Annotated in this window: 29 protein-coding genes; 23 read left to right on the forward strand and 6 right to left on the reverse strand. The window is 40.8% G+C overall.

Going from position 1 to position 25756, the window contains the following annotated elements:
- Nucleotides 1-78: 78 nt before the first annotated feature.
- Complete coding sequence (locus MKX60_RS18790; RefSeq protein ID WP_076286394.1) at nucleotides 79-897, reverse strand: SDR family oxidoreductase; 819 nt, start codon at nucleotides 895-897, stop codon at nucleotides 79-81.
- 57 nt (nucleotides 898-954) lie between these two features.
- On the reverse strand, nucleotides 955-1488 hold the full coding sequence (locus tag MKX60_RS18795; RefSeq protein WP_341054452.1) for a PadR family transcriptional regulator: 534 nt from the start codon (nucleotides 1486-1488) through the stop codon (nucleotides 955-957).
- Nucleotides 1489-1825: 337 nt separating this feature from the next.
- Between MKX60_RS18795 and MKX60_RS18800 the strand changes: the two genes are divergently transcribed.
- The 6 genes from MKX60_RS18800 to MKX60_RS18825 all read left to right on the forward strand — a co-directional run bounded on the left by MKX60_RS18800 (nucleotide 1826) and on the right by MKX60_RS18825 (nucleotide 7898).
- Nucleotides 1826-2158 carry a PadR family transcriptional regulator gene (locus MKX60_RS18800; RefSeq protein WP_076298908.1) on the forward strand — a complete coding sequence of 111 codons (333 nt, stop codon included), beginning with the start codon at nucleotides 1826-1828 and terminating at the stop codon, nucleotides 2156-2158.
- Nucleotides 2155-3480 carry an FtsW/RodA/SpoVE family cell cycle protein gene (locus tag MKX60_RS18805; RefSeq protein WP_081382797.1) on the forward strand — a complete coding sequence of 442 codons (1326 nt, stop codon included), beginning with the start codon at nucleotides 2155-2157 and terminating at the stop codon, nucleotides 3478-3480. The genes MKX60_RS18800 and MKX60_RS18805 overlap by 4 nt, the downstream gene beginning before the upstream one ends.
- A 68-nt stretch (nucleotides 3481-3548) precedes the next feature.
- On the forward strand, nucleotides 3549-4454 hold the full coding sequence (locus MKX60_RS18810) for a hypothetical protein (protein ID WP_341060651.1): 906 nt from the start codon (nucleotides 3549-3551) through the stop codon (nucleotides 4452-4454).
- A gap of 50 nt (nucleotides 4455-4504) precedes the next feature.
- Nucleotides 4505-5269 carry a M15 family metallopeptidase gene (locus tag MKX60_RS18815; protein ID WP_341060653.1) on the forward strand — a complete coding sequence of 255 codons (765 nt, stop codon included), beginning with the start codon at nucleotides 4505-4507 and terminating at the stop codon, nucleotides 5267-5269.
- Between the two features lie 126 nt (nucleotides 5270-5395).
- Nucleotides 5396-6145, forward strand: a complete 750-nt coding sequence (locus tag MKX60_RS18820; protein ID WP_341060654.1) for a stalk domain-containing protein — start codon at nucleotides 5396-5398, stop codon at nucleotides 6143-6145.
- A 253-nt stretch (nucleotides 6146-6398) separates the two neighbouring features.
- A complete protein-coding gene (locus MKX60_RS18825; RefSeq protein WP_076286389.1) occupies nucleotides 6399-7898 on the forward strand; it encodes a DHA2 family efflux MFS transporter permease subunit in 1500 nt (499 codons plus the stop codon).
- Nucleotides 7899-7982: 84 nt separating this feature from the next.
- On the opposite strand, the gene MKX60_RS18830 is transcribed toward MKX60_RS18825, so the two are convergent.
- Nucleotides 7983-8876 (reverse strand): DMT family transporter, encoded by an 894-nt coding sequence (locus MKX60_RS18830; RefSeq protein ID WP_076286388.1) that lies wholly within the window; start codon nucleotides 8874-8876, stop codon nucleotides 7983-7985.
- A 129-nt stretch (nucleotides 8877-9005) separates the two neighbouring features.
- Here MKX60_RS18830 and MKX60_RS18835 point away from each other — a divergent pair, with 129 nt between their 5' ends.
- The 6 genes from MKX60_RS18835 to MKX60_RS18860 all read left to right on the forward strand — a co-directional run bounded on the left by MKX60_RS18835 (nucleotide 9006) and on the right by MKX60_RS18860 (nucleotide 15053).
- Nucleotides 9006-9881 carry a LysR family transcriptional regulator gene (locus MKX60_RS18835; protein WP_341060655.1) on the forward strand — a complete coding sequence of 292 codons (876 nt, stop codon included), beginning with the start codon at nucleotides 9006-9008 and terminating at the stop codon, nucleotides 9879-9881.
- Nucleotides 9882-9991: 110 nt separating this feature from the next.
- Nucleotides 9992-11092 carry a LacI family DNA-binding transcriptional regulator gene (locus MKX60_RS18840; protein WP_179085848.1) on the forward strand — a complete coding sequence of 367 codons (1101 nt, stop codon included), beginning with the start codon at nucleotides 9992-9994 and terminating at the stop codon, nucleotides 11090-11092.
- A 1-nt stretch (nucleotide 11093) separates the two neighbouring features.
- The gene (locus MKX60_RS18845) at nucleotides 11094-12254 is read left to right on the forward strand and encodes a Gfo/Idh/MocA family protein (RefSeq protein WP_076286386.1); all 1161 of its coding nucleotides are present in this window, start codon (nucleotides 11094-11096) and stop codon (nucleotides 12252-12254) included.
- 49 nt (nucleotides 12255-12303) lie between these two features.
- Nucleotides 12304-13026 (forward strand): ThuA domain-containing protein, encoded by a 723-nt coding sequence (locus MKX60_RS18850; RefSeq protein ID WP_076286385.1) that lies wholly within the window; start codon nucleotides 12304-12306, stop codon nucleotides 13024-13026.
- A 20-nt stretch (nucleotides 13027-13046) separates the two neighbouring features.
- Entirely contained in the window at nucleotides 13047-14150 is a 1104-nt protein-coding gene (locus MKX60_RS18855; RefSeq protein WP_076298913.1) for a Gfo/Idh/MocA family protein, read from the forward strand.
- Between the two features lie 75 nt (nucleotides 14151-14225).
- A complete protein-coding gene (locus MKX60_RS18860; protein WP_076298914.1) occupies nucleotides 14226-15053 on the forward strand; it encodes a hypothetical protein in 828 nt (275 codons plus the stop codon).
- 64 nt (nucleotides 15054-15117) lie between these two features.
- Here the strand turns inward: MKX60_RS18860 and MKX60_RS18865 are convergent, their stop codons facing one another.
- Nucleotides 15118-16002, reverse strand: a complete 885-nt coding sequence (locus MKX60_RS18865; protein WP_042187825.1) for a helix-turn-helix domain-containing protein — start codon at nucleotides 16000-16002, stop codon at nucleotides 15118-15120.
- 123 nt (nucleotides 16003-16125) lie between these two features.
- On the opposite strand from MKX60_RS18865, the gene MKX60_RS18870 reads away from it, so the two are divergent.
- The 4 genes from MKX60_RS18870 (at nucleotide 16126) to MKX60_RS18885 (ending at nucleotide 19350) form a co-directional block, all read left to right on the forward strand.
- Nucleotides 16126-17013 (forward strand): sugar phosphate isomerase/epimerase family protein, encoded by an 888-nt coding sequence (locus tag MKX60_RS18870; protein ID WP_076286382.1) that lies wholly within the window; start codon nucleotides 16126-16128, stop codon nucleotides 17011-17013.
- Nucleotides 17014-17031: 18 nt separating this feature from the next.
- On the forward strand, nucleotides 17032-18078 hold the full coding sequence (locus MKX60_RS18875; RefSeq protein WP_076286381.1) for a Gfo/Idh/MocA family protein: 1047 nt from the start codon (nucleotides 17032-17034) through the stop codon (nucleotides 18076-18078).
- A gap of 78 nt (nucleotides 18079-18156) precedes the next feature.
- The gene (locus MKX60_RS18880; RefSeq protein WP_076286380.1) at nucleotides 18157-18852 is read left to right on the forward strand and encodes an HAD family hydrolase; all 696 of its coding nucleotides are present in this window, start codon (nucleotides 18157-18159) and stop codon (nucleotides 18850-18852) included.
- Between the two features lie 24 nt (nucleotides 18853-18876).
- Nucleotides 18877-19350 carry a GNAT family N-acetyltransferase gene (locus MKX60_RS18885; RefSeq protein WP_076286379.1) on the forward strand — a complete coding sequence of 158 codons (474 nt, stop codon included), beginning with the start codon at nucleotides 18877-18879 and terminating at the stop codon, nucleotides 19348-19350.
- A 70-nt stretch (nucleotides 19351-19420) separates the two neighbouring features.
- Here MKX60_RS18885 and MKX60_RS18890 read toward each other — a convergent pair whose 3' ends face one another.
- Both MKX60_RS18890 and MKX60_RS18895 read right to left on the reverse strand, forming a co-directional pair.
- On the reverse strand, nucleotides 19421-20179 hold the full coding sequence (locus MKX60_RS18890) for a hypothetical protein (RefSeq protein ID WP_076286378.1): 759 nt from the start codon (nucleotides 20177-20179) through the stop codon (nucleotides 19421-19423).
- Between the two features lie 97 nt (nucleotides 20180-20276).
- Nucleotides 20277-20771: a hypothetical protein gene (locus MKX60_RS18895; protein ID WP_339270991.1), complete on the reverse strand. Its 495-nt coding sequence runs from the start codon at nucleotides 20769-20771 to the stop codon at nucleotides 20277-20279.
- Between the two features lie 147 nt (nucleotides 20772-20918).
- Between MKX60_RS18895 and MKX60_RS18900 the strand changes: the two genes are divergently transcribed.
- The 7 genes from MKX60_RS18900 to MKX60_RS18935 all read left to right on the forward strand — a co-directional run bounded on the left by MKX60_RS18900 (nucleotide 20919) and on the right by MKX60_RS18935 (nucleotide 25750).
- Complete coding sequence (locus MKX60_RS18900) at nucleotides 20919-21905, forward strand: phosphotransferase enzyme family protein (protein WP_341060657.1); 987 nt, start codon at nucleotides 20919-20921, stop codon at nucleotides 21903-21905.
- Entirely contained in the window at nucleotides 21902-22663 is a 762-nt protein-coding gene (locus MKX60_RS18905) for a class I SAM-dependent methyltransferase (RefSeq protein ID WP_076286376.1), read from the forward strand. The genes MKX60_RS18900 and MKX60_RS18905 overlap by 4 nt, the downstream gene beginning before the upstream one ends.
- Nucleotides 22664-22674: 11 nt before the next feature.
- Complete coding sequence (locus MKX60_RS18910; RefSeq protein WP_341060658.1) at nucleotides 22675-23310, forward strand: pyridoxamine 5'-phosphate oxidase family protein; 636 nt, start codon at nucleotides 22675-22677, stop codon at nucleotides 23308-23310.
- 20 nt (nucleotides 23311-23330) lie between these two features.
- Complete coding sequence (locus MKX60_RS18915) at nucleotides 23331-24188, forward strand: S66 family peptidase (protein ID WP_076298918.1); 858 nt, start codon at nucleotides 23331-23333, stop codon at nucleotides 24186-24188.
- Between the two features lie 30 nt (nucleotides 24189-24218).
- On the forward strand, nucleotides 24219-24569 hold the full coding sequence (locus MKX60_RS31720; RefSeq protein ID WP_443189890.1) for a DUF3024 domain-containing protein: 351 nt from the start codon (nucleotides 24219-24221) through the stop codon (nucleotides 24567-24569).
- A gap of 1 nt (nucleotide 24570) precedes the next feature.
- Nucleotides 24571-25098 (forward strand): ClbS/DfsB family four-helix bundle protein, encoded by a 528-nt coding sequence (locus tag MKX60_RS18930; protein WP_341060661.1) that lies wholly within the window; start codon nucleotides 24571-24573, stop codon nucleotides 25096-25098.
- 136 nt (nucleotides 25099-25234) lie between these two features.
- Nucleotides 25235-25750 carry a TlpA family protein disulfide reductase gene (locus tag MKX60_RS18935; protein WP_076298920.1) on the forward strand — a complete coding sequence of 172 codons (516 nt, stop codon included), beginning with the start codon at nucleotides 25235-25237 and terminating at the stop codon, nucleotides 25748-25750.
- The last annotated feature ends 6 nt before the right edge of the window (nucleotides 25751-25756 follow it).

Consider the following 25756-nt stretch of genomic DNA (forward strand, 5'->3'; position numbering starts at 1 on the left):
GGATTTTTTTAATCATAACAAGAAAGAGGGACCTCTCCCCGGTAGAATACCGAGAAGCGTCCGCCACCTAACTTCTTTTTAAGAAAAATGCTGGGCTATATTAGTCAGATACTCTGCATCATCTGTATTTTCTTTCATATGAATGAGCATTTTTGCATCTTCTCCAACAATGTACCGGAACTGACTTGTCCCATCTGTGGCGGCTTGATATATTGTTTCCGCAACAATTTCTGGAGGCGAAGCATAGGTAGGTTGTTTTTCCATCTCACCCAATTTACCCAAAAAAGCAGTAGTAAAGGGTTTATAATCCGTTAATGCATCATTAAAAAAGAACTCCATCGATCTTCCACCAAAGTCCGTCTGAATAGCACCTGGTTCAATTAACTTAACTTTAATGTTCTGTGATGCTAATTCATAAGATACGGATTCAGAAAAACCTTCTACGGCAAATTTCGTTGAATGATACAGAGACATTGTAGGAAAGGTTACTTTTCCACCCATAGAAGAGATATTGATTAGCAAACCATCTTGATTAGATCTAAAATGCGGCAATATGGCTTTAGTCATACTGATAAGGCCAAACACGTTCACTTCAAACTGTCTTCTGATCTGCTCATCTGTAGCTACTTCTATAAGACCCATTGTTCCATAACCAGCATTATTGAGAAGAACGTCAATTTTACCGAACCGCTTAATCGCTTCCGCTAACGCAGGTTGAATTGTGTCTGATTTCTCAACATCAAGCTGTAAAACCAATACATTATCAAGTGTAATAAGTTCACTTTCTTGTTCAGGTGAACGCATCGTGGCTACGACGTTCCATCCTCTTTCAGCAAAATGCTTTGCTGTAGTTCTACCAATGCCAGACGAAGCACCCGTTATAAAAATTGTTTTCATTAACAATTCCTCCTAAAGTTTTTTGAGCGTTACCTCTTCAGTTGGTTCGTACAAAACTTACTTTGTAAGCATTAGCTGCTCCATGTTTGACAACCCTTCGGCAATGATTCTGAGTTTTGCTTTATATTCTTCTATGCCAATTTGGATACAGATGATCTGTGCTGGATGCATTGTATCTTTATAAAGTGAATACTGCTCAAGTAATTGATCTAACTTATGTTGTGATTCCTCCTGTACTTGCTTCAACCAAAGAATCACCTTGTCATACCCAACAAATTCACCAAAATATAGCCTCATCATAAAATCAGATTTCTTAATACTGTCAGCCTCTAGTGGGGCAAGTAAATAGGCGTTAAAACTATCTCTTCCTTTATCTGTGATATTTAAAAGATTCTTATTAGGCTTACCTTCCTGCTGCACATTTTCCTTAGTTATCAAACCCTCCTTTTCCATTCGAGCAAGTGTGGGATAAATCGTTCCATAACTGGAACTATAGAAATTAGAGAATATATTCTCCAATAACTGTTTTATTTCGTAACCAGTCTTCGATTCTTTCATAAGCATGCCTAAAATAACATCCTGACTGTTCAAAATAGAACCTCCTTTGTAGTTTAGAAATATTTGTATATCACGCTTATAATATATCGGTTAGATATATATTGTGTCAATATATATTGAATAAATATATCTGTTTTATTTTTTTTAGGATATTCATTTGTCAAAATCATTGTGTCTAATCCTGATAAATAAGGTGAGGAACATAAAACTCCAGATGCTAATGTAGTTTTTTACGTACTAAAACTGTGGGAACTTTACATACATAGATTTACGATGTATAGTTGTCCTAGGTATACAAGAATAAAAAATATTCGTGATATTCAGATATATTAGTCACTGGAGTTATTTAGAGATCAGGAGGTGTAGACCATTGAAAGTAAGTAAAGAAATGCTGAAAGGCAGTACGGGTACGTTGATTCTGACTCTTTTATTGGAGAAACCATTATATGGTTATGAGCTGATCAAAGAGCTGGAGCTGAGATCAGAGGGTGTTTTTTCTTTGAAAGAAGGAACCTTGTATCCGATTCTGCATGCGATGGAAAGCGAACGTTGGGTGGAAGCCTACTGGATGGAGGTAGACGGAAGAAAGCGTAAGTACTATAGATTATTGGATGACGGTAAAGAGAAGCTCAAGGAGAAAAGGGCAGAATGGGTTATGTTCAAAGGTGCAGTTGATTCTGTTCTGGGAGAGGGGGGTGTATGATGAAAGAGAGGCAGCAGCAATTTTTGGACGAAGTATGTGCAGAGATTAAAGCGAAAAAAACTCATCCAGAGATACGCCAAGAATTAGCTAGTCATCTAGAAGATTTGATCTGTGAAAAAGAAGCGACCGGCATGCCCCGGGATGAAGCAATAGCTTGGGCAATCGCACAAATGGGGAACCCGCAAACGTTAGGGAAGGAACTTCACCAAATACATAAACCACGAGTTCCTTGGGGATTGTTTGGAGTTATTGCTTTGTTGTCCGCGATTAGTTTAATCGGAATGGGCTCAGTGGATGCTGGCTATAGTGATATTGTTAAAGGTTCTTTTTTAGATAATGCGCTTAGACGGCAGTCCATAAATATACTCATTGGGATTGTATTGATGTTTGGATTGTATTTCATTGATTTCAGAAGATTAAAGGGACTTTCATGGGTGTTATATGGATTATCTATAACAGGAATTTTAACAAGTATGTTCTGGGGAGTAACAGTAAATGGAATTAATTATGGTCCTTCTATATTTAACATTTTACCTGACATGACATCCTATCGTCCTTTTATGCTGATTGTCGCGCTAGTAGGGATTCTAGTAAATAGTAGGGAAGCAGCTATCAAGAAAACTTGGCGAAGTGGGCTGTTCGAAGTAGGTATTTTGTTACTCCCCGCTTTGTTGCTTATCTCTTTAAACGCTCTTCCAGAGTTAGTGTTGTATCTTGTCTCCTCACTAGTACTGTATTTATGGATTATTCGCGATTGGTTAAAGAGCGTCGTGTTGTTAGGGTTCTTTTTAATAGCTGGACTACTTTTTATTATAAATAGTGAATACTTACTGGCTAGATTCATAAATGCTATAAATCCATCTTTAGATCCAGAAGGTTATGGATATATTTATCAAGTCATGCGTGAAGTGATTAGCTCAGCTGGTTGGTGGGGTCACGGATTCGGATCAGTAGAACAAAAGCTGCCGTATGTCTACTCCGATATGTTGCCAGTCTATCTTATCCATTGCTTTGGTTGGGCGGGTGGATTGCTTCTGGTAGCTGTTATAACCTGGCTTTTCATTAAGCTTCTTTCAACGATACGAGCGATTCGTGAACCTTACGGACAGGCACTTGTTGTTGGCTTAGCATTCTTTCTTGCCATAAGATTTGCCTATGGTCTTGCTGTTTTGAGTGGGGGAATGATGCTGACCTCAATTCCATTTCCTTTCCTCAGCTATGGGAGTCATGTGTGGTTTGAATATGCTGCGATTGGACTTTTGATGGGCATTTATCGTAGGAAGGATATTGAAGGCGTCCAAGATAATACTGTGCTGGATTAGATTCAGGATCTTCCCGTATGTCTAAATATTAAGTACAATTACATATATGGCAAAAGGGAGGTCATCTATTGAACTGGAAAAAATCCGGCTTGTTAAGTATTGCTATAGCCCTTGGTTCAGTGACAGGATTCAGTACTTTGGGTATAGAGCCAGTATCTGCCGCAACGGCAACGGAATCTGCAGGCGTTTATAATCAATTCCAGCAGTATGTACAGAAGCCGACATCTCTTGCTAGCGCACGTAATTATTTAATTAACCATATCAAAGAAGTGGATACCTGGACAGCGACTCAGATGACACTTCAGCTCGAGAATGCACAGAAGGCACATTTATCTGTATACTCAGAAAAGGTTTTTCCGGACAAGATGCAGAAAGAGATAAACAGTGCTTTTTCCAAAAGCAAAAATCTAACCTATACCTCACTCTTTAATACGATCAAAGATGCCAACGTACGCAATGTGTTAATTGAAGGCCGGGATAAGGGATATAAGCTGGAGACCAGTGAGGGCATGTACTATCCGGTAATGCATTATGAGGGATTTAAGATCTTTAAGCCGTATATTACGAAGGACATCGCAGCTTATATTGACATCATGGCCACCGAATCTAATCAACCGAGTGTATCTGATGCAGCGATTGTAATCAGTTGGACCGAGTTAACGAATAGAGCGCTTGCAATAGAGGATTTTGTGACGAAATATCCTGCTTCTAACCGTTCAACCGTTCTTCAAAAAGAACTTCTCATTGCAACGTCCCGCTTATTGTATGGAACAAGTAATACACCTGCATATGACTATGATGAGCAAGTTATCAAACCAGAAGTAAAAAAGGCGTATGAGAATGCACTGAAAAACAGCAAAGTTGATACTAGAATTCTTTCGATTTTAGAAAAGCTACTACAATTACTTAATTCTACGAATAATAAATTCACTCCTGTAATAGAAAAATTTCTAGTTGAAACCGTAAACTCGTAATTATTAGAGTATGTAAAGACAAGACAACATCTGAGAAGAGGCTGGATTAATTGAGATTAGGATCAAAAGGAATAAGAATTCCAGTTTTCGCAGTCGTGCTGTTGTTGTGGACAAACAGTATGTTTATAGGTAGTGCTGATGCTGCTTATGTCGGCTCTTCAACAGACTCTGTGCTGCAGCAAATGAAAATGGAGAAGAAGAACCATTTACCGCAAGGTTTTGTCTATCTGGATGAAGTGATTCCAACGGCACAATATGAGATTCGATATTACGGAGATAATAATTTTGTGGGGAAGCGGATTGATGGCTACAAGGCGCCTTTAGCGATAATCTCGCGGACAGCGGCAACAGCTTTGAAGGCTGTAAGTGAGGATTTAGCGGACAAAGGGTATATTCTTAAAATTTATGATGCTTATCGTCCGCAGACGGCGGTGAATCATTTTGTAAGATGGTCACAGAATGCCGTAGATACTAAAATGAAACAGCAATATTATCCGCGACTGGATAAACGTAATCTATTTAAACTTGGTTTTATAGCTAAAAAATCAGGCCATTCCAGAGGTAGCACCGTCGATTTAACGATCGTAAATAAAGAAACGGGAGCTGAAGTTGATATGGGAAGCCCTTTTGATTTTTTCGGAGACATCTCCTATTACGATACGCCCTTAATCAACAAGACTCAGAAAGCAAATCGGGCGATCCTCAAAGAGGCGATGGTAAAAAAGGGATTTAAACCTTACAGTAAAGAATGGTGGCATTTTACGTTGATCAAGGAACCTTATCCTAAACAATATTTTGACTTCAAGGTGGAATAACCTAGAACTTGAATGTCCATGTAAGAAGCGATTCACTTTTTTTGTTGAGCTTTACTACCATTAGGATTAGCAGATGCTGGAAACGCACATAATACTAATAGTCAAAAAAAGGGAGGTTTCGAACGGATGAACAAAATCGCGGTTGTTGTAGTGTTAAGTGTACTGTTATTGGTAAATGGATTTGGAGGAACTACCTCTTCTACGGCTTGGGCAGATGCTAGTGAAGTAAAGGTGGTTTTGAATGGTCAGGTTCTGAAATCAGATCAATATTCAGCGTATCCAAACGGTTCTACGGTCATGCTACCCCTTAGAGAGGCATCAAGCGTCTTGAAATATCAAACCACTTATCAAAAAAGTACGGACACCATTACATTAAGCGGAGTCAAACAAAAGATTGAATATAAAGTAGGAAACGACTATATTACCATTAATGATAAAGAGAAAAGAGACTTTAAGGATAATGTTGTGTTTAGGAAGGAACACTTATATGTTCCGCTCTCTTTTTTCACTAGTGCTGGACTGGTAACCTCTTATAATGCTGAAGCTAATCTAGTGGAAGTTTATGCGCCCGAGGTTACAGCAAGTGTGATAGCGGGACTGCTGAGCACTGGACAATTTCAAGAGTTAGAGAATCGATTCTTTAGTGATGAAATGAAGCGTTCGCTTTCCACTACGGGTTTACAGAAATATTGGGCTGATTTTACTGCACGAGCTGGTACTTACCATGGGATAAAGTCTACTGAAAGTATTCAAAAAGAAGATCAAATGTCAATACAATGTGTACTTGGCTTTGCTGTAACGGATGCGTCCCTTGAGTTTGTTCTCAATAAGTCTGGTAAGATTGTTGAATTAAAAGGAAACCTTCCTTCCGTTTAATCTTAAGAATAATAAAGATTTAGGTTTAGAACAACAGGCTATGTGTGCGTCCCTTAAGAAGAAATTTCTTCTTGGGACCATGCATAGCCTTTTTTGTGTTTCAATAAATATTCTGAGATGAATGTAAATGCAATGTATTTATATTGTAAAAAAGGGTTTTATTTGTTGACTTTCACATTCATCGAAGGTAAATTAAAATTTGAAATAATTGTTAAAGCATTTAACTAAATTAGAGAAAAGAGTGGAGTACTGGATGACAAAATCAATTACTCAGAGTAGCCCGACAGAAGAACGGCCCTTCTCGCTAAGAGCGATCCTCCCCCCGCTTCTTGCTATTATCGTCGGGATGATTATGGTTATTCTGGATGGAACCGTCGTGAATGTGGCTATACCCAAACTGGTGGACTATTTTTCTTCAGATTTAAAAACGATTCAGTGGGCGATTACAGGTTACACGTTAGCTTTAGCTGCTGTAATACCGCTCGCAGGCTGGATGACAGATCGCTTCGGTTCTAAACAAGTGTTTCTGGTGACGCTCACGTTGTTCATTCTTGGCTCCATGTTATGTTCTGTGGCTCAAACTTCTTCGCAGCTTGTTATTTTTCGTGTGATCCAAGGACTTGGTGGGGGGATGGTAGCTCCTATTGGGATGGCTATGGTGTTTAAGTTAGCTCCAGCAGAACGAAGAGGATCGATTATGGGCATGCTTGGGATTCCCATGCTGCTTGCACCTGCACTTGGCCCGATATTGTCCGGATGGCTTGTTGAATATGTTAGCTGGCATTGGATCTTCCTGATTAACGTGCCGATTGGGATTGTTGGTATTATTCTTGGTGTTAAGTATTTGCCCAAGACGGAGAAGATCGGTAAAGGCAACCTCGACATACTTGGCATTATACTGGCACCGATTGCGTTTTCCATGCTAGCTTATGGAGTAAATGAAGGTGGGTCGAATAGTTGGTCATCGACTCCAGCAATCCTTGGATTATCTGTTGGGGGCGTTGCACTGATTCTATTTATAATCGTTGAGCTGCGGCATAAACAGCCTTTGCTGGATCTGCGCGTCTTTCGCTCCTCAGATTTCACCCGCGGCATTATTTTAACATGGGTCATGCAAGCCGCACTGTTTGGTTCCATGCTGTTCGTGCCGCTATACTTACAGCAGATTCGGGCTTATACACCACTAGAGACGGGGCTGATTCTGCTTCCGCAAGCTTTAGCTTGTGTAATCGGCATGCCGCTTGGTGGTAAATTGTTTGATAAGATAGGGGCACGACCGCTGGCTTTTGTGGGTCTGAGCATCATTACAGTTACCCTATTCCTACTGTCTGGGATTTCGATGACTACAAGTCTAAATACCATTATGATGTATCTTGCTTTATTAGGATTTGGGATGGGTATAGCGATGATGCCACTCAATACACATGTTCTAAATGCAGCACCGCGTGAATTGGTGAGCCGGGTCACATCGCTTACAGCAGCGGCACAGCAGGTGGTTGTGGCCTTTGCCGTAGCAGGCTTGACGGGTTATCTGACAAGTCAAATTACTGTGCATATGGGAGCATTGAAAGCAGGAAGTAATCCTTTATCAGCAGCAGTTCTAGGTTTTGATGATGTATTTTTTCTATCTGGTTGTATAGCTGTAGTAGGTGTACTTATGAGTATTATCCTGCGCAAACCAAAGCTTTCCTCGAATGATTCCTCCTCCGATGAGAGTCAGAAAGCAGATGCAGCAATGATGATGGGACATTAATTTATACGATAATCTTAGATAATAAAAAAAGGCATCGTTCAGCTTGTATAGTTAACGACGCCTTTTTTATATGAGAAAATCATCCTATAGATGTTCTGGTTTCTTCTGAGCCCACCTAGGGCTGAATGTAACTTTACCGAGTAGCTCCGAGGCTATAATCCCCAGTAGAACAAGGGCTGCACCAGCATATCCTTGTATCGATAGCTTTTCAGCGGCGAACCAATAGCCAAACAACGCGGCGAAAACCGGCTCAAGGGAGAAGATCAGTCCGGTGCGTGTAGGTGAAGTATATTTTTGAGCAATGGGTTGTAGGATGAAGCCACAGGCACTACAGAGAATCCCAAGTGCGAGGATCGCAATCCATGCTGGTAAGGTCGAAGGAAGCGAAGGTGTCTCGAATAGCGCAGATAACACTAAAGCAAACCCTCCGGCAAAACCCAACTGTAAGATTCCAATATTCAGTGAATCACACTCTTTTACAGCCTTGCCTGTAAATAAGATCTGTACCGCATAGAACACCGCCGAAAGAATACAGAGGAAGTCACCTGGCCCAATTTTTAAGGTAGCGTTTAATGTAAGAAGTCCAATGCCAGCTATAGCGAGTACGGAGCCAAAGACTTGCGGAGGTGCAACTCTTTTTTTGAAAAGTATACGATCTAGTATCGGTACAAATATGACCGTCAAGGCTACTAAAAATCCAGCGTTGGAGGTTGTCGTGGTCTTCAGTCCGAACGTTATACATGTGAACACACCGAGGAGTAAAAATCCGAGTAGAGCACCATATTTCAATGTTTTGATGTCAACTTTTCGTAAACGTTTGTGGAAGATCACTGTGGCTAATATAAAAGCAAGTCCGAAGCGGAGTGCAATCAGATTGAATTCGCCTAACGTGCCTAACCCCATTTTCATAAATATGTAGGAGGAACCCCAAAATAATGTTACAACTAACAGCATCAGCTCAGCTTTGAGCGGTTTCATCTCGTCATCCATCCTTCTTCATTTTCAACTCAATTTAGTATAATACGGCTCTATACATAAGGTAACTGAATGTTTATCATAGGATACATGAGTAAAACTTATGTAATTTAAAAAGGTGAGGGATAGAGGTTGAGCATCAATAAGTATGAGATTTTTCTAAAAGTTGTAGAGCTAGGTAGCTTAACAAAAGCAGCAGATGTGCTGGGCTTTACGCAATCTGGAATTAGCCACACGATTAGTAGCTTGGAGATGGAATTTGGTTTCACGTTATTAATTAGAAATAGATCTGGCGTTAAATTGACGGTAAACGGGGAGCAAGTACTACAGCCTATCCGTGAAATTCTGAAGTGGAATGAAAAATTGAAGCAGGAGGTAGCAGATATAAATGGGCTAGAGGTCGGGACCATTACCATCGGTACATTCACAAGTGTATCCGTGCATTGGCTGCCAGGAATGATTAAGCAATTTCGCAGTGAATACCCCTATATCGAAATCAGGTTGATGGAAGGTGGTTATTTAGAGGTTGAACAATGGATCGAGGCTGGAGTCGTTGACTGTGGTTTTATTTCTCTGCCTACGCGTGAGAAGTTCGAAGTGATTCCCTTAAAAAAGGACCGGATGTTAGGAATCGTATCCAAAGAAAATCTGCTTAGTGCAGAACCTTTTCTCTCCTTATCCCAAATTGCTAAAGAGGATTTCATCATCCCGAAGGCTGGTTCAGATTATGATGTTAGGCGTGTACTGGATAAGGCGGGCATCAAACCGAATATTAAGTTCTCAGCAGGTGATGATTATGCCATTATGGCCATGGTGGAGAAGGGACTCGGAATTAGTATTTTGCCAGAGCTTGTATTAACCCGTCAGAATTATAATGTAACGATGCTTGAATTGGAAGAACGTAGTTTCAGATCACTTGGAATCGCTGTACATTCTATGAAATACGCATCTCCCGCCACTAAAAAGTTCCTAAAGCATGTACAAGCGTGGTTGATGGGGCATCCCTGAACCCTAAGAATACACCGTTTAGAATGAGCAAAACCCCTGATTAATTCAGGGGTTTTATTATGAATGAATATCCAAAATAAGGGTTGACGAGGGACTTTGTTCATGAGAGAATGTACGCGCGTACATTTATTGAATGCGCTTTCGTAGGAGGGATTTCTATCGCCAGCCGTAAAGAGGTTGCCGAGCTTGCCGGAGTGTCAGAAGCCACAGTCTCTCGCGTGTTAAACAACGTAGGCCCGCTCAAGGAAGAAACGAAGGAACGTGTGTTGGCGGCTGCGCTCAAGCTGGGATATACCCCTAGTTCACTCGCGCAGAGCTTTGCTCGTAGAAGAAGTGGGCACCTTGGTGTAGTAATGCCTTATTTGCCAAATGCACGCTTGTTCTCCACTTATTATTTTTCAGAAATATTAAGTGGAATTGGGAGTAAGGCGCGAGAAGAGGGTTATGATCTGTTAATGCTGTTTCGAAATGCCGAAGAGAGAGTGGACTATAACGAATTGTTTAAGATGCGGAAGATTGATGCTTGTATTGTACTCGGTGCCAAAGAGGATCCAGGTGAGCTAGCCTCACTTCGACGTTTGAAGGAGGAAGGTCATCCGTTTTGCCTGATTAATCAGCATTTTGAAGGAGAGGCTTTTCACGAGGTGGATGCTGATCATGTCGAAGGAAGCTGGCAAGCGGTCAGGCACTTACTGGATCAGGGCTTTACGAGGATTGCCTTTCTAAACGGGCCAGCATCTTATTCGAACAGCCGAGATCGTTTAACTGGTTATTTGCGCGCTTTGGAGGATTCTAACCTTCCTTTAGATGAATCACTTCTATTCGAAGGTAACTTCAGTCGTAAAAGCGGTGCTATTGCTGCCAAGAAGATGTTGCCTCTTCTGAATGAGATTGATGCCATTGTAGCGGCCAATGATCGCATGGCCATTGGATTGCAGCAAGGTCTACAGGAACTAGGCATCCCAAGAGATCGCATCCCAGCCATGGTGGGTTATGATGATTCAGATGCTGCTGAGCTTACTACACCAGCCTTAAGCAGTGTGCGTGTTCCCTTTTATGAGCTAGGAGAAATTGCTGTATCTAAGGTATTAGAATTACAGGGGAATAGTCGCTCAGAAATATCAACCCCCTCCCAAGTTATCCAGATTAACTTACCGACTGAACTAGTAATACGAGCTTCATCTAAATCTAAGAAATCTGAGGAGGAATAAGATGAAACAGCTTCGCATTGGAATGATCGGTTATAAATTTATGGGTAAGGCGCACAGTAATGCTTATCGCAGTTTGCCAATGTTTTTCCCGAAAGCGCTTAAACCTGAGATGTCTGTGATTTGTGGACGGAATGCTGAAGCGCTTGCAGAGGCTGGCACTCAGTTAGGATGGTCGGATTGTGTTACGGATTGGAAAGATCTAATCGCTCGTGAGGATGTCGATCTTATTGATATAAATGCCCCTAGTAATGCACATAAGGAGATTGCTCTAGCAGCAGCCAAAGCTGGTAAACATATTTTTTGTGAAAAACCACTCGCACTGACCTTGGCGGATTCCCGTGAAATGCTGCAAGCCGCTGAAGATGCAGGGGTTACACATATGGTTGGTTTTAATTATCGCTTTTCACCGGCGGTTAGACTTGCTAAAAAGCTAGTAGAGAGCGGGCGGCTTGGGAAGATCTATCATTTTCGGGCTTGGTTTCTACAAGACTGGATTATTGATCCGGAGTTCCCGTTAGTGTGGAGATTGCAGAAGGAGATTGCGGGTTCAGGCTCACATGGTGATTTGGGTGCGCATCTCATTGATCTCGCACATTTCTTAATAGGTGATGTGAAGGAAGTAATCGGTATGAGTGAGACCTTCATTAAAGAACGTCCACTTGCTGCTGAAATGACAGGATTAAGTGCAAAAGGGGATAAGGATGCTCCTAAGGGCAAGGTAACTGTAGATGATGCCACATTGTTTTTAGCCCGTTTTGATAACGGTGCCTTAGGTAGTTTTGAAGCTACAAGATTCGCAGCAGGTCATCGCTCTACCAATTCTTTTGAGATCAACGGAAGCCTTGGAAGTGTGAAATTTGATTTCGAGCGAATGAATGAACTCGAGGTTTATTTAACCTCAGATACAGAGGATGTTCAGGGCTTTCGGCGTGTGCTAGCAACGGACCCAGCTCATGAATATGCGGAGGCTTGGTGGCCGCCGGGTCATACGATTGGTTTTGAACATACGTTTATTCACGAAATGTTGGAGCTTTCTAACGCGATTGAAGAAGGACGTCAGCCTGTACCTAATTTCCATGATGGAGTGAAATGCCAAGCTGTGTTAGAAGCGGTAGAACGCTCTATTGAACAGCGCCGGTGGGTCGATATCTCTGAGATGTAATCAACAAAAATGCGTGTTTGAACAATCTCTATTAGAAGGAGTGCGAAAGATGAGAAAAGCATTGATAGTATGGGGCGGTTGGGATGGTCATGAGCCTGAACAGGTAGCTGATATATTCGCTAAAGTACTGCAAAAGGAACAATTTGAAGTTGAGGTATCGAATACACTTGAGGCTTTTGCCGATGCGGAGAAGCTTCTTGAACTAGATTTGATCGTTCCGGTATGGACGATGGGTACAATCGAACAGAATCTTGTGAATAATGTCTCGGCAGCTGTCCAGAACGGAACGGGTCTTGCGGGTTGCCATGGCGGGATGTGTGATTCTTTCCGAAATAATGTGGATTGGCAGTTTATGACCGGGGGGCAATGGGTAGCTCATCCCGGCAATGATGGTGTGAACTACACCGTAGAGATTTGCCAAAGCTCAAGTCCTCTCGTAGAAGGATTAGAAGACTTCACCGTTTGTTCAGAGCAATATTATCTGCATGTAGATCCAGCTGTAGAAGTACTTGCAACGACTCGTTTTCCAGTTGTTGAAGGCCCACATTCTTTCAACAAAGCCGTGGATATGCCAGTAGCCTGGACCAAACGGTGGGGTCATGGCAGAGTGTATTATAATTCACTCGGACATCATGCCGATATTGTAGCTATGCCACAGGTAAAGGAAATGATGCGCAGAGGACTGCTATGGGCTGCCGAGGGTAAAGTTCGCGCACAATCCCAAATTTCAGCGGTTAGTAGTAGCTATAGCGGAATGGCAGACAGTCAATAATCTCTGGGAGCGATCAACGAATGGATAAAGTCAAAGTAGGAATTATCGGATGCGGTAAAATCAGTAGCATATATATGGAGAACTGTCAGAAGTTCGAGATTCTTGATCTAGTTGCATGTGCGGACTTGGACTTGGAGAGAGCGAAGGAACAAGCCGATAAATACAATATTCCAAGCGTTTACACCACAGAGCAATTACTGAATGATCCGGAGATAGAGATCGTTATCAACCTGACGATTCCAGCTGTTCATGCGGATGTATGCCTGAAAGCTATCGAAGCGGGTAAACATGTGTATGTTGAGAAGCCACTTGCTGTGACGAGAGAAGAAGGACGCGAAGTTCTGTCAGCGGCTCGAGAAAAGGGCGTACTAGTAGGCAGCGCGCCGGAAACATTCCTTGGAACCGGCATTCAGACGGCGCTCAAATTGATCGATGAGGGTGTAATTGGTCAGCCCGTTGCAGCCACCTCGTTTATGATGGGGCGTGGACATGAGCATTGGCATCCAGATCCAGAATTCTACTATGCCGCTGGTGGAGGTCTAATGTTCGATATGGGACCATACTATTTGACAGCATTGGTGCAGTTATTGGGTCCAATTCGTACGGTTAGCGGGATGACTGGTAAAGCGCTAGTCGAACGCACGATTACAAGTGAGAAGAAATCGGGTAATAAAATTCCTGTTCAAATTCCAACTCACGTTGCCGGAACATTAAGATTTGAGAATGGAGCCATAGCAACGCTGATTACAAGTTTTGATATCTTTGGCGGCAGTAACCTGCCGCATATAGAAATCTACGGAACACTTGGAACGATTCAAGTTCCGGATCCTAATAACTTTGGCGGTCCGGTGAAATTCAGGCTCATGGGTCAGAATGAATGGACAGAGCAAACGCTGTTATCTGGATATGATCAAAATACACGCGGAATTGGTCCAGCGGATATGGCATATGCCATTCGGACGGGAAGAAAGCACCGCGCCAGTGGAGAATTGGCTTATCATGTACTAGAAGCGATGTGGGCATTCCATGATTCTTCAGATACTCATTCATTCTACGAAATGAAGAGTACCTGCACCCGTCCTGAAGCTCTTCCGATTGGACTCGCTCCTTATACATTAGATTAGAGAATTCATTCTGAATCTGCAACCTATCACTTCCAATCTCCGTTTGAGAAGATAAAGAGTGAGGGAGTGACAAGGATGCGTAAGTGGCTTGGTGGCTGGATATGGATTTCTGTTATTATACTATTCATAAGTGGATGTTCAGAAGATCAACAATCGAATAAGGAGCCGGCTCCAGCTGTTGCAATTACTGCAACTCCAGATATCTCGCCTACTGCGAGCGCTGGAATAGAAGATCCTAAAGCTGAAAAAGTGCTTTACTCCAGTGATCCTGAAGCGATTAAAGCTTTCCTATCCGCTCAGAAGATTCCTAACGGAGATATCTATCTACAGGATAATAAGGTTCATATCAATATAGTGGGTTTGAACTCGCAGATTGAGCAGCGGTTTGCTCAGACTTTCGCGGCAGGTACTTATGAGCTCCATGATGTTAAATATTCGATGCAAGAGTTATTAGCTGCACAAGAGCTTTTGCATAAACAAGAACTCTATCAGAAGCTTAATCTATACGGTTCCGGTGTGGACACGATTGGTAATAAAGTAACGATTACAATTCCATCTGATTATGCTGAAACGGCCATACTTGAGATAGAAAAATGGATCGCTCCTGATATGTTGACCTACGACATTTCAGAGCTAGGCGAACCACATGTAATAGGTCAAATCGTAGATATCGATACCAAACAGGCGAAGCGGATTCTCATCCTTGAACCTGGCATGGAAGATCCCTCTTACTGGTTCTCATTCAATCAGAAGTCAACAATGTTTAATGAAGCTGGAGAATCGATTAGCTTTAAGGATTTGAAGGTTGGACAGCAGGTTGAGCTATGGAGTACCGGTATGGTGGATGAATCTTTTCCCGCGCTTGCAAGTGTGCGGAGGTTACAGCTTAATGCTACGGAATAATCCAATAGCCAGCACCGTTTGGGAGAGGCAAACGGTGCTATTTTTCGTGAATAGAGAGAATCGCCTATTTTCGAACCCCTGAAGGGGTGATCCCTTTGTACTGCTTGTACAGCTTGGTAAAATAATTGGGATTGTCGCAGCCGACTCTACCTGCAATCTCAGTCACTGTAAAATTGGTCTCGAGCAGCAATCGCTCTGCTTCATTTACTCGGCAAAGATTAACATAATCGATGAAGGTTCGACCTGTTAGCTTCTTAAAGGTTTTACAGAAATGATATGGATTTAGATTTACGGATCTTGCGGCGCTTTCTACGGTCATTTTGTCATCGAAATGATTCTCCATGTACTCTAGAAGTGGCTTAAAACGTTCGCGATTAAAGGAGTGCCGCTCATTCGTTCTACCGGATACTTGTTCAGGTAGAAAGGTGCGAGAGAGCAGCACAAAGAGTAAATGCAGTTGATTCTTGATGACCAGTTGAAAAGCAGGTCCCTTCTGCAGTACTTCATCAACGATGGTATCCAGAAGAGAAAAATATGTGGAGCAGGTCGGAACAAGCTCTGCAGGTTTGACCGGCAGCTGATAACGATTCTCTAAATAAGGGATTACAAACTGCTCATGCTGAGGATCCTGCTTCCAATCTTTAAATAAAGAACTATGGAATACGACGGAGATAAAACGAACATGATCATCCCGCAGACTGTACCCAACATGCAAACCTCCAGAGGGAACAAACAATACCTCTCCGGCATGCAGTTCATAGGGCTTGCTGTCTATGTGAAAAATGGCGCTGCCTTCTTGCATAATGATGATTTCGAAATGCTCGTGCCAGTGTAAATACAGGATATTCTGACCGATCTTTGCGTTCTTGCATTCATTAAAAAATAAACGGAATGGATACGTTTTTTCTTCTAATTGAGGATATTCTTTAAGATCATTAGGATAACTCATAATTCACTCAACTCCCACAAGATACGACTATATAAACACAAGATAATAAGAGTTTTAAGCTCAGAAGCAGTATATACTCGGGTTATAGCACTTACTATAAACCAATATTGGAGTGGTCACAAGATGAAGGATACAATGCGAATTGGAACATTAGTAGGCGGCGGCGACGCTGTAAGAGTGATTCCACAAATAGTAGGACATGGATTTGAATCTTTTAGCTTAACCTTCTGGCAAACTACAGGGAAAACAGATCTCGTGGAAACTGGAAAGCGTGTGCAAGAGCTTGCAGCAGAACATGACTTCGTGATCTCATCTGTTGGGATCTTCGGCAATCCATTGACGAATACTGGTGATAATTCCGATGCAATCGCGAGCTGGGAGCGACTGATTGATCATGCTCATTTGTTCGGAACGGATATGGTATCAGGTTTTACAGGAAGGTTACCAGGGGTATCCATTGATGAATCTATTCCGAAGTTCACCGAGGTGTTTGGAGAGTTGTCCAAAAGAGCAGCGGATCGCGGTTTGCGAATTGCCTTCGAGAACTGTTCCATGGGTGGAGACTGGGGATCAGGTGACTGGAATATTGCTCACAATCCATTAGCTTGGGAGAAGATGTTCAATGCTGTGCCTGCTGATAATATAGGACTCGAATGGGAGCCATGTCATCAGATGGTCCAATTAATTGATCCGATTCCGCAGCTTCGTAAATGGACAGATAAGATCTTCCATGTACATGGTAAGGATGCCACCATCGCTTGGGATATCGTAAAAGAATATGGAATTCATGGCCCCAATCCTTATGTATGGCACCGTACTCCCGGCTTTGGAGATACGAACTGGACTGATGTTATTTCTATTTTGCGTCAGGCAGGTTATAAAGGTACGATTGATATTGAAGGCTGGCATGATCCTGTTTATCGGGATGAGCTGGAAATGATGGGACAAGTACATGCTTTAAATTATTTAAAACAATGCCGGGGCGGTAGCTTTGTACCTAATCCGCTGTAACCGTAGAGGGGGAGAATGATGACAGCACAGTACCGTGTAGCGGTTGCAGGTTGCGGAGGAATGGCTAACGCCTGGATTGAATACGCTTTATCACGTTCAGATACTCAGATTGTTGCACTTATAGATATACGATTGGAGTCAGCACAAGCGATGGCGGCAAAGCATGAGATTTCTTGTCTGACGTTTACTGACATTAAAGAAGCAATTCAGGCGACTGAAGCTAATCTTGTGTTTGACGTTACAGTTCCAGGAAGCCATTACAGCATTTCTAGCACTGCATTAGAACTCGGATGTAATGTGTTTAGTGAGAAGCCACTGGCCGAGACTATGGAAGAGTGCACTAAGATTGTTGAGATCTCTGAAAGAACCGGAAATGCCCATGCTGTGATGCAGAACCGACGTTATGACCCTCGTATTCGTTCTTTGCGCAACTTAATCGAGTCTGACACCATTGGTAGAGTAGGATACATCAGTTCTAGCTTTTTCCTCGGCGCTCATTTCGGAGGGTTCCGTGATGTCATGGAAAGTCCTCTGCTGCTGGATATGGCGATTCATACCTTTGATCAGGCCCGATTTATTAGTGGAGCCAATCCGATTTCCGTTTACTGTCAGGAGTTTAATCCTCCCGGATCATGGTATAAGGGGAATGCGTCGGCAGTGTGTATCTTTGAGATGTCGGACGGATCTGTATTTACTTATCAGGGGTCTTGGTGTGCAGAAGGTGCCTCTACCTCTTGGGAAGCAGCTTGGCGTCTGAATGGGGAAAAAGGAACTGCGATTTGGGATGGTCATGAGATGCCATATGCAGAGGTAGTCGTATCAGGAGATCAGAGTGATAAATTTATTCGTGATGTAGAGCGTGTAAATGGAGAAGCTGTTAATATGGACAAAACCTTCCATCAAGGATGTTTGGAGGAAATGTTCCTTTCACTAGCAGAAGAGCGTCCAGCAGAGACAAATTGTAGAGATAATCGGTATAGTATGGCAATGGTATTTGGAGCGCTGGAAAGTGCTAAAACAGGTCAGAAAATTGATCTAGTAGAGTTCATGAGTACCTCAGAGTGATGAAAACCTTTTGTTAATTTTATCCAAACTTTAATGTTCATGTTATGATAGATAAGAACATTATTCGGGGAGGATATTATGTACAAAGCCATTATATTTGATCTAGATAATACATTAATAAATTATAGTGCTTGTGAAATCGAAGCGATGAAAAGAACCTGTAACGATCATAATCTCTTCGTAGAAGATATTGAGGCGTGGTCTTTATTTTATGGAGAGTTTTCAGGTCATAATTTTCGCCATTGGATGAACTTTGTGGGTGGTGGTGAGGTGAAGACTATAGGAGAGGTATTGAGGTATTCTTTTAGAGACACCCTTAAACAGGATCAGCTTTTTCATAGCAAACTGTCAGATACTTATTGGGATTATTTTTGCAATTCCTGTTATTTTGAAGAAGGAGCGGAACAGATCTTAACTTCATTTAAAGATAAGTATGCTCTGGGGATTATCACCAATGGGATCAGTGAGGCACAAAGAAAAAGACTGCAAGCCGGTAAGATCTATGAAATATTCAAATCCATAATGATCTCTGATGAGGTAGGCATCCGAAAACCTGATAAAAGGATTTTTGAAATGTCTTTAATAGATCTACAGCTAAGCAATCATGAAGTGCTGTTCGTTGGGGATTCTTTACAAGATGATTACCATGGTGCTGTGAATTCTGACATTGACTTCTGCTATTACAATCGCCAGAATATAGAGGTTCCTAAAGACCTCAAGCCTAACTATATGATTAGTTCTCTTCTGGAGCTTAAAGATGTAGTGGGGTTGTAGCAATGCCAGCAAGGAGAACAAGCAATGGAAATTAGAGCTTATCAAGAATCGGATATTAGTCAGCTTATCTCATTGTTCTATGAGACAGTTCATTTCGTAAACAAACAACATTATTCACAAGAACAGCTTGATGCTTGGGCACCTAAAGAGGAAAAGACCCTCAAACTTGATGCTTGGAGCACTTCTTTACGTCAAAATATTACTTATGTAGCCGAAATTAACGGGTACATAGTTGGCTTTTCGGATATGACGTTGGAAGGACATTTGGATTGTCTTTATGTCCACAAAGATTTCCAAGGCCAAGGCGTAGCCTCTGCTCTCGTGAACAAGCTTGAAATGAAGGCGAGAGAGCTTGGTCTTCATGAAATGGATACCGAAGCAAGTATTACAGCTAGACCCTTTTTTGAACGACAGGGATACCAGCTTATGATGAAACAAAGTGTAGAACGAAAAGGAGTACTGTTAGTTAATTATCGGATGAGTAAAAAGCTAATTTAATCAAAAAAGCAGATTGCTATGGTGAGCAGTCTGCTTTTTTATCTATTGAAGGAGGATCAATCAACAAGCTTTATTTGGATGAAGAATAACGATTTATAAAATTAGCGATTCCATTTGGAACGAATTTGTTAACTTCATTATTAAACAGGTCTGTATAGTTTGCAGTGATAACTTTACTTGGTACTAACGTCAAGTTTGAAAAATATTGCTTATACGCCTTATCATAGGCGGATTTATTCACTTCTTTTTGATTTACATAATAGCTTGGCAAATCATCCGTTTTTTCTTGATCTGGAATGTCGACCAAGAATATCTCTTTGTCATTAAATTTGGTTCCTTGGAAACTAATCTCGAAAACCTGCAAATTAGAATTGTACGAACCACTGCCATCTACAAAAGCGATATAACGTAATGTTCCATCTTTTTTGTTCTTATAGAGATGCAGGCCACGATTTTCATCGCGCGGTAGAAATCCACCCATACCTACATTAAATATACCCTCTGAAATATCCTTCAGTTTTCCTTGATAATTGAATGGAATGACTTTTCCATTTTGGACGGTTAGAGCAATGTTGATGGGCTGAATGAATCGTAAAGAATACCCCTGTATAAGTTCAGGAGTACCATCAAAGTTCAAATCTACTAAAGTGAAATAATTGAAGTCACCGTCATAAGACCTGTCTCTAGTAGCATCCATTAACGTTTTCTTGATATACTCAGAGTAAAGTGTCTTCCATGATTTTACAGTTGGTGCTTTTGCTGACGCAGTAATTGGAATACTCCCCAATAATAAAAGTAATGTTACTATGATCCATGCAGTTCGCTTCATGACTCATTAGCTCCTTATCATATTACTATGTACTGGAAATTAATATTACTATTGTTAGATAATATGTTCCAGTAATAATATGGTATATGAAGGGTGTTTAGTCATAAATCAATTTCATTAAAGCCTCCGAGTCAAAACGATCTCCTTGCACTAACCATTGACCATCCACATCAAACATAGTCAGTATTCCCTCCAAAGGGACACGTTTACTTTCTTTGTCATTCTTATCCAACAAAACAAGATCACAAGTATATTTTAACTCAACAATATTTTTCTTTTGTTCGGAAAGGGTGAACTTTAGATTATCTGGTTTTAAAGAAAGCTCTTGTTTATTAGCGATTTGAAAAGGGATAGTTGTGATTCGGCTTCCTATAGCTTTTTCGGTATAGTATTCAGTAAAGTACGGTTTCATTTCTTCATTTCGGGCTAGAATGGATTCCTCAGAAAATAAATCATCAGAAACCTTAATGGTATATTCAACATTTTTGTACTTCTCAGCGGCTTTAGTGGCATCATCCACTTCTGAACTACAGCCCATAATTAACGTTAGGGATAATAAAATCATACTCAATATCAACGGTGATTTACGCATTCGAACACCTCCATGTAATTGATTCTGTATTATTATACTTATATTTCCATACATTGGTTTCACAGCTTCAAGAAGAAAATGATTCAACTCCCTAAATATGGTATGGTGTAAATATTACTATCAAAAACCTAAAGGGATGGGATACACTTGAATTTTTTTCCTATTACATACTCACTGTTGGCAACAGACGCATTATTATTACATATTAAAGAGCATTATGAGATTCCAGAACCAGTACAGTTGCAGTATTTTCTTAGAGGCATGAACGATACATACATCTTAGAAACGGCATTGGAAAAATACATCTTTCGTGTTTATCGTGCGGATAGACGGAGTAGATCGGAGATTGATTTTGAATTAGAATTGTTGAACGATTTGCACGAAAAAGGTGTAAACGTCTCCATTCCTATTCCTCGAAAAGATGGGATCATATTTAATGAATTTTTGGTGCCTGAGGGTGTGAAGTATGGCGTTATGTTTAGTTTTGCTGTAGGAAATGAAAAGCCTATTCATGCGGTAGAAGACAGCTATTTATTTGGTCAGTCAGTTGCACAAATCCACACAGCTACGGACAACTTTAAGAGTGAACATGTAAGAGGTAAGCTTGATTTTGAACATTTAATTGAGAAACCGCTTCATACGATCAAACTGCATATGAGCCATCGACAAGAGGATTATCAATTCCTGTATGACCTTGCCATACAATTAAAAGCGCAGATTGAAGTACATCTGGAAGCGGGGCTCGACTGGGGCATCTGCCATGGCGATTTGCATGGGAATACGAATGTGACTTTCACGGACGAAGGGAAATTAACTCATTATGATTTCGATATTTGTGGTTACGGATGGAGAGCCTATGATATCGCTGAGTTTAGATTGGCAAGAGAGATTCATAGCGGCCATGATAAAGATGAAGTAGAACGGTTATGGGCATCATTTTTAAATGGATATAAAAGTTTAAGAGATCTCAGTGACAATGATATTAGTGCTGTACCTATGTTCGTTGCGCTTAGACAGCTTTGGTTATTTGCTTTATGTTTCAGTGAAGGTGAGCTTATTGGTGCAGCTGACTTTGACAATGGATTTATCGACAGTAAAATGGATTATTTCAGAAATTTAGAGGTGATCAAATGAATGATGAATTGGGCAGTAAAGAGGCCATAAAAAGATGGGATAAATACGCAGAACTAATCTCAACTTCGTACAGCAAAAACGGGGATATCCATCGAGAAATTTTTTTGAATCCAGCTTTATTCAGTCTTATGGGTTCTGTTGAAAATAAGAAGGTGCTAGATGCAGGCTGTGGTGAAGGATATTTAAGCAGAATGTTAGCTAAGGCAGGTGCCTCAGTCACTGGCGTTGATTACTCGCAGAACATGATAACGATAGCCAAGAGTAAATCACCAGAGGAATTAAAGATAAACTTCCATCATGGCAATTGTGAAGATCTCAGCTTTCTTCAGAATGAGAGTTATGATCTCATCGTTTCTAACATGGTGATTCATGACTTATCTGATTATGAGATGGCGATTCATGAAATGTATCGGTTGTTAGTTGATGGAGGGACGTTTATATTCTCAATTCCACATCCTTGCTTTGTAACCCCTGGTAGCGGATGGGTGAAGTCGGATACTGGTGAGAAGCTTTATTGGAAAGTAGATAATTATTTTTACGAGGGCACTTATAATCAGATCTTCCCTATAGATCAAGAGGAAAAGTTTCTGATTTTTCATAGGACGTTATCCAGTTATGTAAATACGATTGTACGGGCTGGCTTTCAAATTGAAGAAATGATCGAGCCGAAGCCATCTGCTGAAATGCTTGAGAAGTATCCGTCTTTTGAGGAGGATTTTCGCTGCAGCGATTTTTTGGTTTTTAAACTGCGAAAATAGGGGGGAGAAAGATGAACCATAATATTTTCAAAGAAGTTATAGACTCTGAAGAAGAGTTAAGGTCAATGTATGGGTATCCCAGTGAATTGGTTAACAATAAGAGTATAACCTTCATCGATCATCATTCCCGAGATTATATATCCAAATCACCGTTACTCTTTATAGCAACAAGTGATTCATCAGGCAATTGTGATGTATCTCCGCGTGGGGATGCTGCAGGTTTTGTATATGTGTTAGACGACAAACATTTAGTGATTCCTGAGCGACCTGGTAATCGACGGTTTGATTCTTTGCGCAACATCCTTTTAAATTCAAAAGTGGGTTTGATATTTATTATTCCCGGTCTTGAAGAAACCTTAAGAATAAATGGACATGCAAGGATTATCAAAGATCAAGAAATAATGGTTCATATGGAGGCTCAAGGTAAACTACCGAAATTGGGCATTGCCGTTGAAGTGGAAGAGTGTTATATGCATTGTGCTAAAGCTTTTAAAAGATCACATCTATGGGATGATACGTATTGGCCATTGAAAGCAGAGCTGCCTAAACCCTCAGTAATCATTGCAGAACATGCGAAAGAGCTTGGGATTTCTCAAGAGGATGTATCAAAGGGATTAAAGGATAGCTATGAGAATCGGTTATATTAGAAATGAAAGGATTAACTAAGATGAGCAAAGCTTTAAAACTCACTCCAGGGAATAAAGTAGGACTTATCGCTTGTTCTGATGGTGTGAGACTGGAGAACCTGCCTAAAGTAGAAGAATTAATTAGAATTCTGAACTCAGTTGGTCTAGAGGTAGTAATGTCTAACACCTTGTTTAGAAGAGATGGTTATTTCAGTGGCAATCCTAAGGAAAGAGCAACGGAGTTGAATCGTCTATTTAATAATGATGAAATTCTTGCGATTTTTGATATTTCAGGTGGGGATTCCGCGAACCAGATCTTGGAATATCTCGACTACGATAATATTCGTTTGCATCCGAAGCCTTTTTTCGGAATGAGTGACTTGTCCGTTATTTTGAACGCTTTACATACGCAAAGTAATTCAAAATCCTATCACTATCAGTTGATGAATCTCGTATCTTCTGATGGTGCGGAGCAGCAAGCTGCTTTTTATCGAACATTTTTCGAAGGACATAACGATCTTTACGATTTCGACTTTCATTGGGTCCGTGGGAACCAGATGAGTGGGATTGTAATTGGCGGCAATATTCGATGTTTTATGAAGCTAGCAGGAACAAGTTATTTTCCAGACCCTTCGAACAAGATTTTATTCTTAGAGAGTTTAAGTGGCAGAGCTAACAAAATCGTCTCCTTATTTGCTCAGCTTCAGCAAGCTAGAACTTTTGATAAATGTGCTGGAGTGATTCTTGGGTCGTTTACTGAGCTTGAGAGCTATAATGAATTTTCAATCGTTGAAGCGTATTTGAAGGAAATCAGCGGGATTCCTATCGTGAAGACGAACGAGATCGGGCATGGTAGTGACAGTAAGTGTATTGTTGTGGGTGAGAATATAACTTTATAAGATCAAATTTACTACTAAGAGGGTGTTCAGTTGCTGGATTCATTTACTAAAAAGAGAATTGAAAAGATATTGTCGACTTACATTGAAGCGAAGATTCCAAAGCATGTAAGAAACCAAATCAGGCTTAACTATAAGTTCAGAGGGAATAGCGTTACTTTAAATGAAGAAAGGCCTGCATATATGAGTGAAGTATGGGTAGAGTTACCCATCGCACAATTTCGATTTGAAGAAAATAAATGGAAAATCTATTGGAGAGATAGTAAGAAATGTGGCATTTTGTCGATGATTTTGCCCCCCAAGATGATTTTGAGAAGCAACTGGAAATTGTTGATAACGATAGTAGAGGCATGTTCTGGAGTTAAGCACATAAAGGAGAGTTAAGATGTCTACAAACGACTATCCATCTAAAGAAGCATTGAAAAATGCTATACATACGGCCTACCTGTCTCTTGATCATGAATTTGAGGGCATTGAGAATGCTCAAAAAGACATTCGAATGGAAGGGGTCGATCGTACTCCTGCAGAAATCCTTGCCTATCAATTGGGTTGGTTGAACCTTGTAATGAAATGGGATAGGGATGAAAAAGCAGGTGAAACCGTCATTACGCCTTCACCGGACTATAAATGGAATCAACTTGGCGGATTATATCAATCGTTTTATCATACATATGCTACCTACTCATTAGACGAATTAAGATCTTTATTTAAAGAAACAGAACAGCAATGGCAGAACTGGATTGATTCTTTAAGTGATGAAGAGCTCTTTACACAAGGAGTCCGGAATTGGACAGGGAAGAATCCAAGATGGCCTATGGTCAAATGGATTCATATCAATTCCGTTGCACCGTTCAAGACTTTTCGTTCGAAGATTCGTAAATGGAAAAAGCTCAATGTAACTAAGGAAGTATAAATCAAGCCCCCGCCTAAGAGAAATTTCTGAAGTAGGGGCTGTTTTGAGCTGTTCAATGATCAATATGGAGGATATAGGTTTAGTGGAAGAGAATGTATAGCAGTGGGTGAATAGATTAGAAAAGGGCGGATTATTTTTGAAGAAAACATCTATTATTGTAAGTACATTTATATTATTGATTGCATTAAGCTCGATTATATTTGTCGTGGTAAACAACACTGCTAAACCCATTAAGTATCCTGAAAACATTGAACTAAAAGAGTTGGCGAATGGAAACAAAATACAAGTGGACTTCTCGGAGAAACCCACTGTATTCGTATTTTTCACCTCATGGTGTCCATATTGTAATGACGACGCTCCTAAGATTGTCTCATTGTATGAGAAATATAAAGATAGAGTGAACATATACGGAATCAATTTGCTTTATCAAGATGATCTTTCTGAAGTAGAACAATACGTGGCGGATTACAACATTAAGTATCCCGTTCTCCTAGATGAAACAGGTGATCTCCATAAACAATTTGGTGAACAAGCTTTTCCTGCGTTGTTTTTTATGAACTCTGATGGCAAGGTTATGGATCAAATTATTGGCTCGACTGATTTTGACGCTATTGAGAGCTCGTTTAAGATTTTCATTAAAAACTATGATTAGTGTGAG

This window comes from Paenibacillus sp. FSL R5-0914, from assembly GCF_038004525.1.
Classification (GTDB): Bacteria; Bacillota; Bacilli; order Paenibacillales; family Paenibacillaceae; genus Paenibacillus_AQ.

Bases quoted from the DNA above. Each gene is read 5' to 3' on its own strand.
- MKX60_RS18790 (WP_076286394.1), bottom strand. From the start codon at position 897: ATGAAAACAATTTTTATAACGGGTGCTTCGTCTGGCATTGGTAGAACT.
- MKX60_RS18805 (WP_081382797.1), top strand. From the start codon at position 2,155: ATGATGAAAGAGAGGCAGCAGCAATTTTTGGACGAAGTATGTGCAGAG.
- MKX60_RS18820 (WP_341060654.1), top strand. From the start codon at position 5,396: ATGAACAAAATCGCGGTTGTTGTAGTGTTAAGTGTACTGTTATTGGTA.
- MKX60_RS18825 (WP_076286389.1), top strand. From the start codon at position 6,399: ATGACAAAATCAATTACTCAGAGTAGCCCGACAGAAGAACGGCCCTTC.
- MKX60_RS18830 (WP_076286388.1), bottom strand. From the start codon at position 8,876: ATGAAACCGCTCAAAGCTGAGCTGATGCTGTTAGTTGTAACATTATTT.
- MKX60_RS18840 (WP_179085848.1), top strand. From the start codon at position 9,992: ATGTACGCGCGTACATTTATTGAATGCGCTTTCGTAGGAGGGATTTCT.
- MKX60_RS18845 (WP_076286386.1), top strand. From the start codon at position 11,094: ATGAAACAGCTTCGCATTGGAATGATCGGTTATAAATTTATGGGTAAG.
- MKX60_RS18850 (WP_076286385.1), top strand. From the start codon at position 12,304: ATGAGAAAAGCATTGATAGTATGGGGCGGTTGGGATGGTCATGAGCCT.
- MKX60_RS18855 (WP_076298913.1), top strand. From the start codon at position 13,047: ATGGATAAAGTCAAAGTAGGAATTATCGGATGCGGTAAAATCAGTAGC.
- MKX60_RS18860 (WP_076298914.1), top strand. From the start codon at position 14,226: ATGCGTAAGTGGCTTGGTGGCTGGATATGGATTTCTGTTATTATACTA.
- MKX60_RS18865 (WP_042187825.1), bottom strand. From the start codon at position 16,002: ATGAGTTATCCTAATGATCTTAAAGAATATCCTCAATTAGAAGAAAAA.
- MKX60_RS18870 (WP_076286382.1), top strand. From the start codon at position 16,126: ATGAAGGATACAATGCGAATTGGAACATTAGTAGGCGGCGGCGACGCT.
- MKX60_RS18875 (WP_076286381.1), top strand. From the start codon at position 17,032: ATGACAGCACAGTACCGTGTAGCGGTTGCAGGTTGCGGAGGAATGGCT.
- MKX60_RS18880 (WP_076286380.1), top strand. From the start codon at position 18,157: ATGTACAAAGCCATTATATTTGATCTAGATAATACATTAATAAATTAT.
- MKX60_RS18885 (WP_076286379.1), top strand. From the start codon at position 18,877: ATGGAAATTAGAGCTTATCAAGAATCGGATATTAGTCAGCTTATCTCA.
- MKX60_RS18890 (WP_076286378.1), bottom strand. From the start codon at position 20,179: ATGAAGCGAACTGCATGGATCATAGTAACATTACTTTTATTATTGGGG.
- MKX60_RS18895 (WP_339270991.1), bottom strand. From the start codon at position 20,771: ATGCGTAAATCACCGTTGATATTGAGTATGATTTTATTATCCCTAACG.
- MKX60_RS18905 (WP_076286376.1), top strand. From the start codon at position 21,902: ATGAATGATGAATTGGGCAGTAAAGAGGCCATAAAAAGATGGGATAAA.
- MKX60_RS18910 (WP_341060658.1), top strand. From the start codon at position 22,675: ATGAACCATAATATTTTCAAAGAAGTTATAGACTCTGAAGAAGAGTTA.
- MKX60_RS18915 (WP_076298918.1), top strand. From the start codon at position 23,331: ATGAGCAAAGCTTTAAAACTCACTCCAGGGAATAAAGTAGGACTTATC.
- MKX60_RS18930 (WP_341060661.1), top strand. From the start codon at position 24,571: ATGTCTACAAACGACTATCCATCTAAAGAAGCATTGAAAAATGCTATA.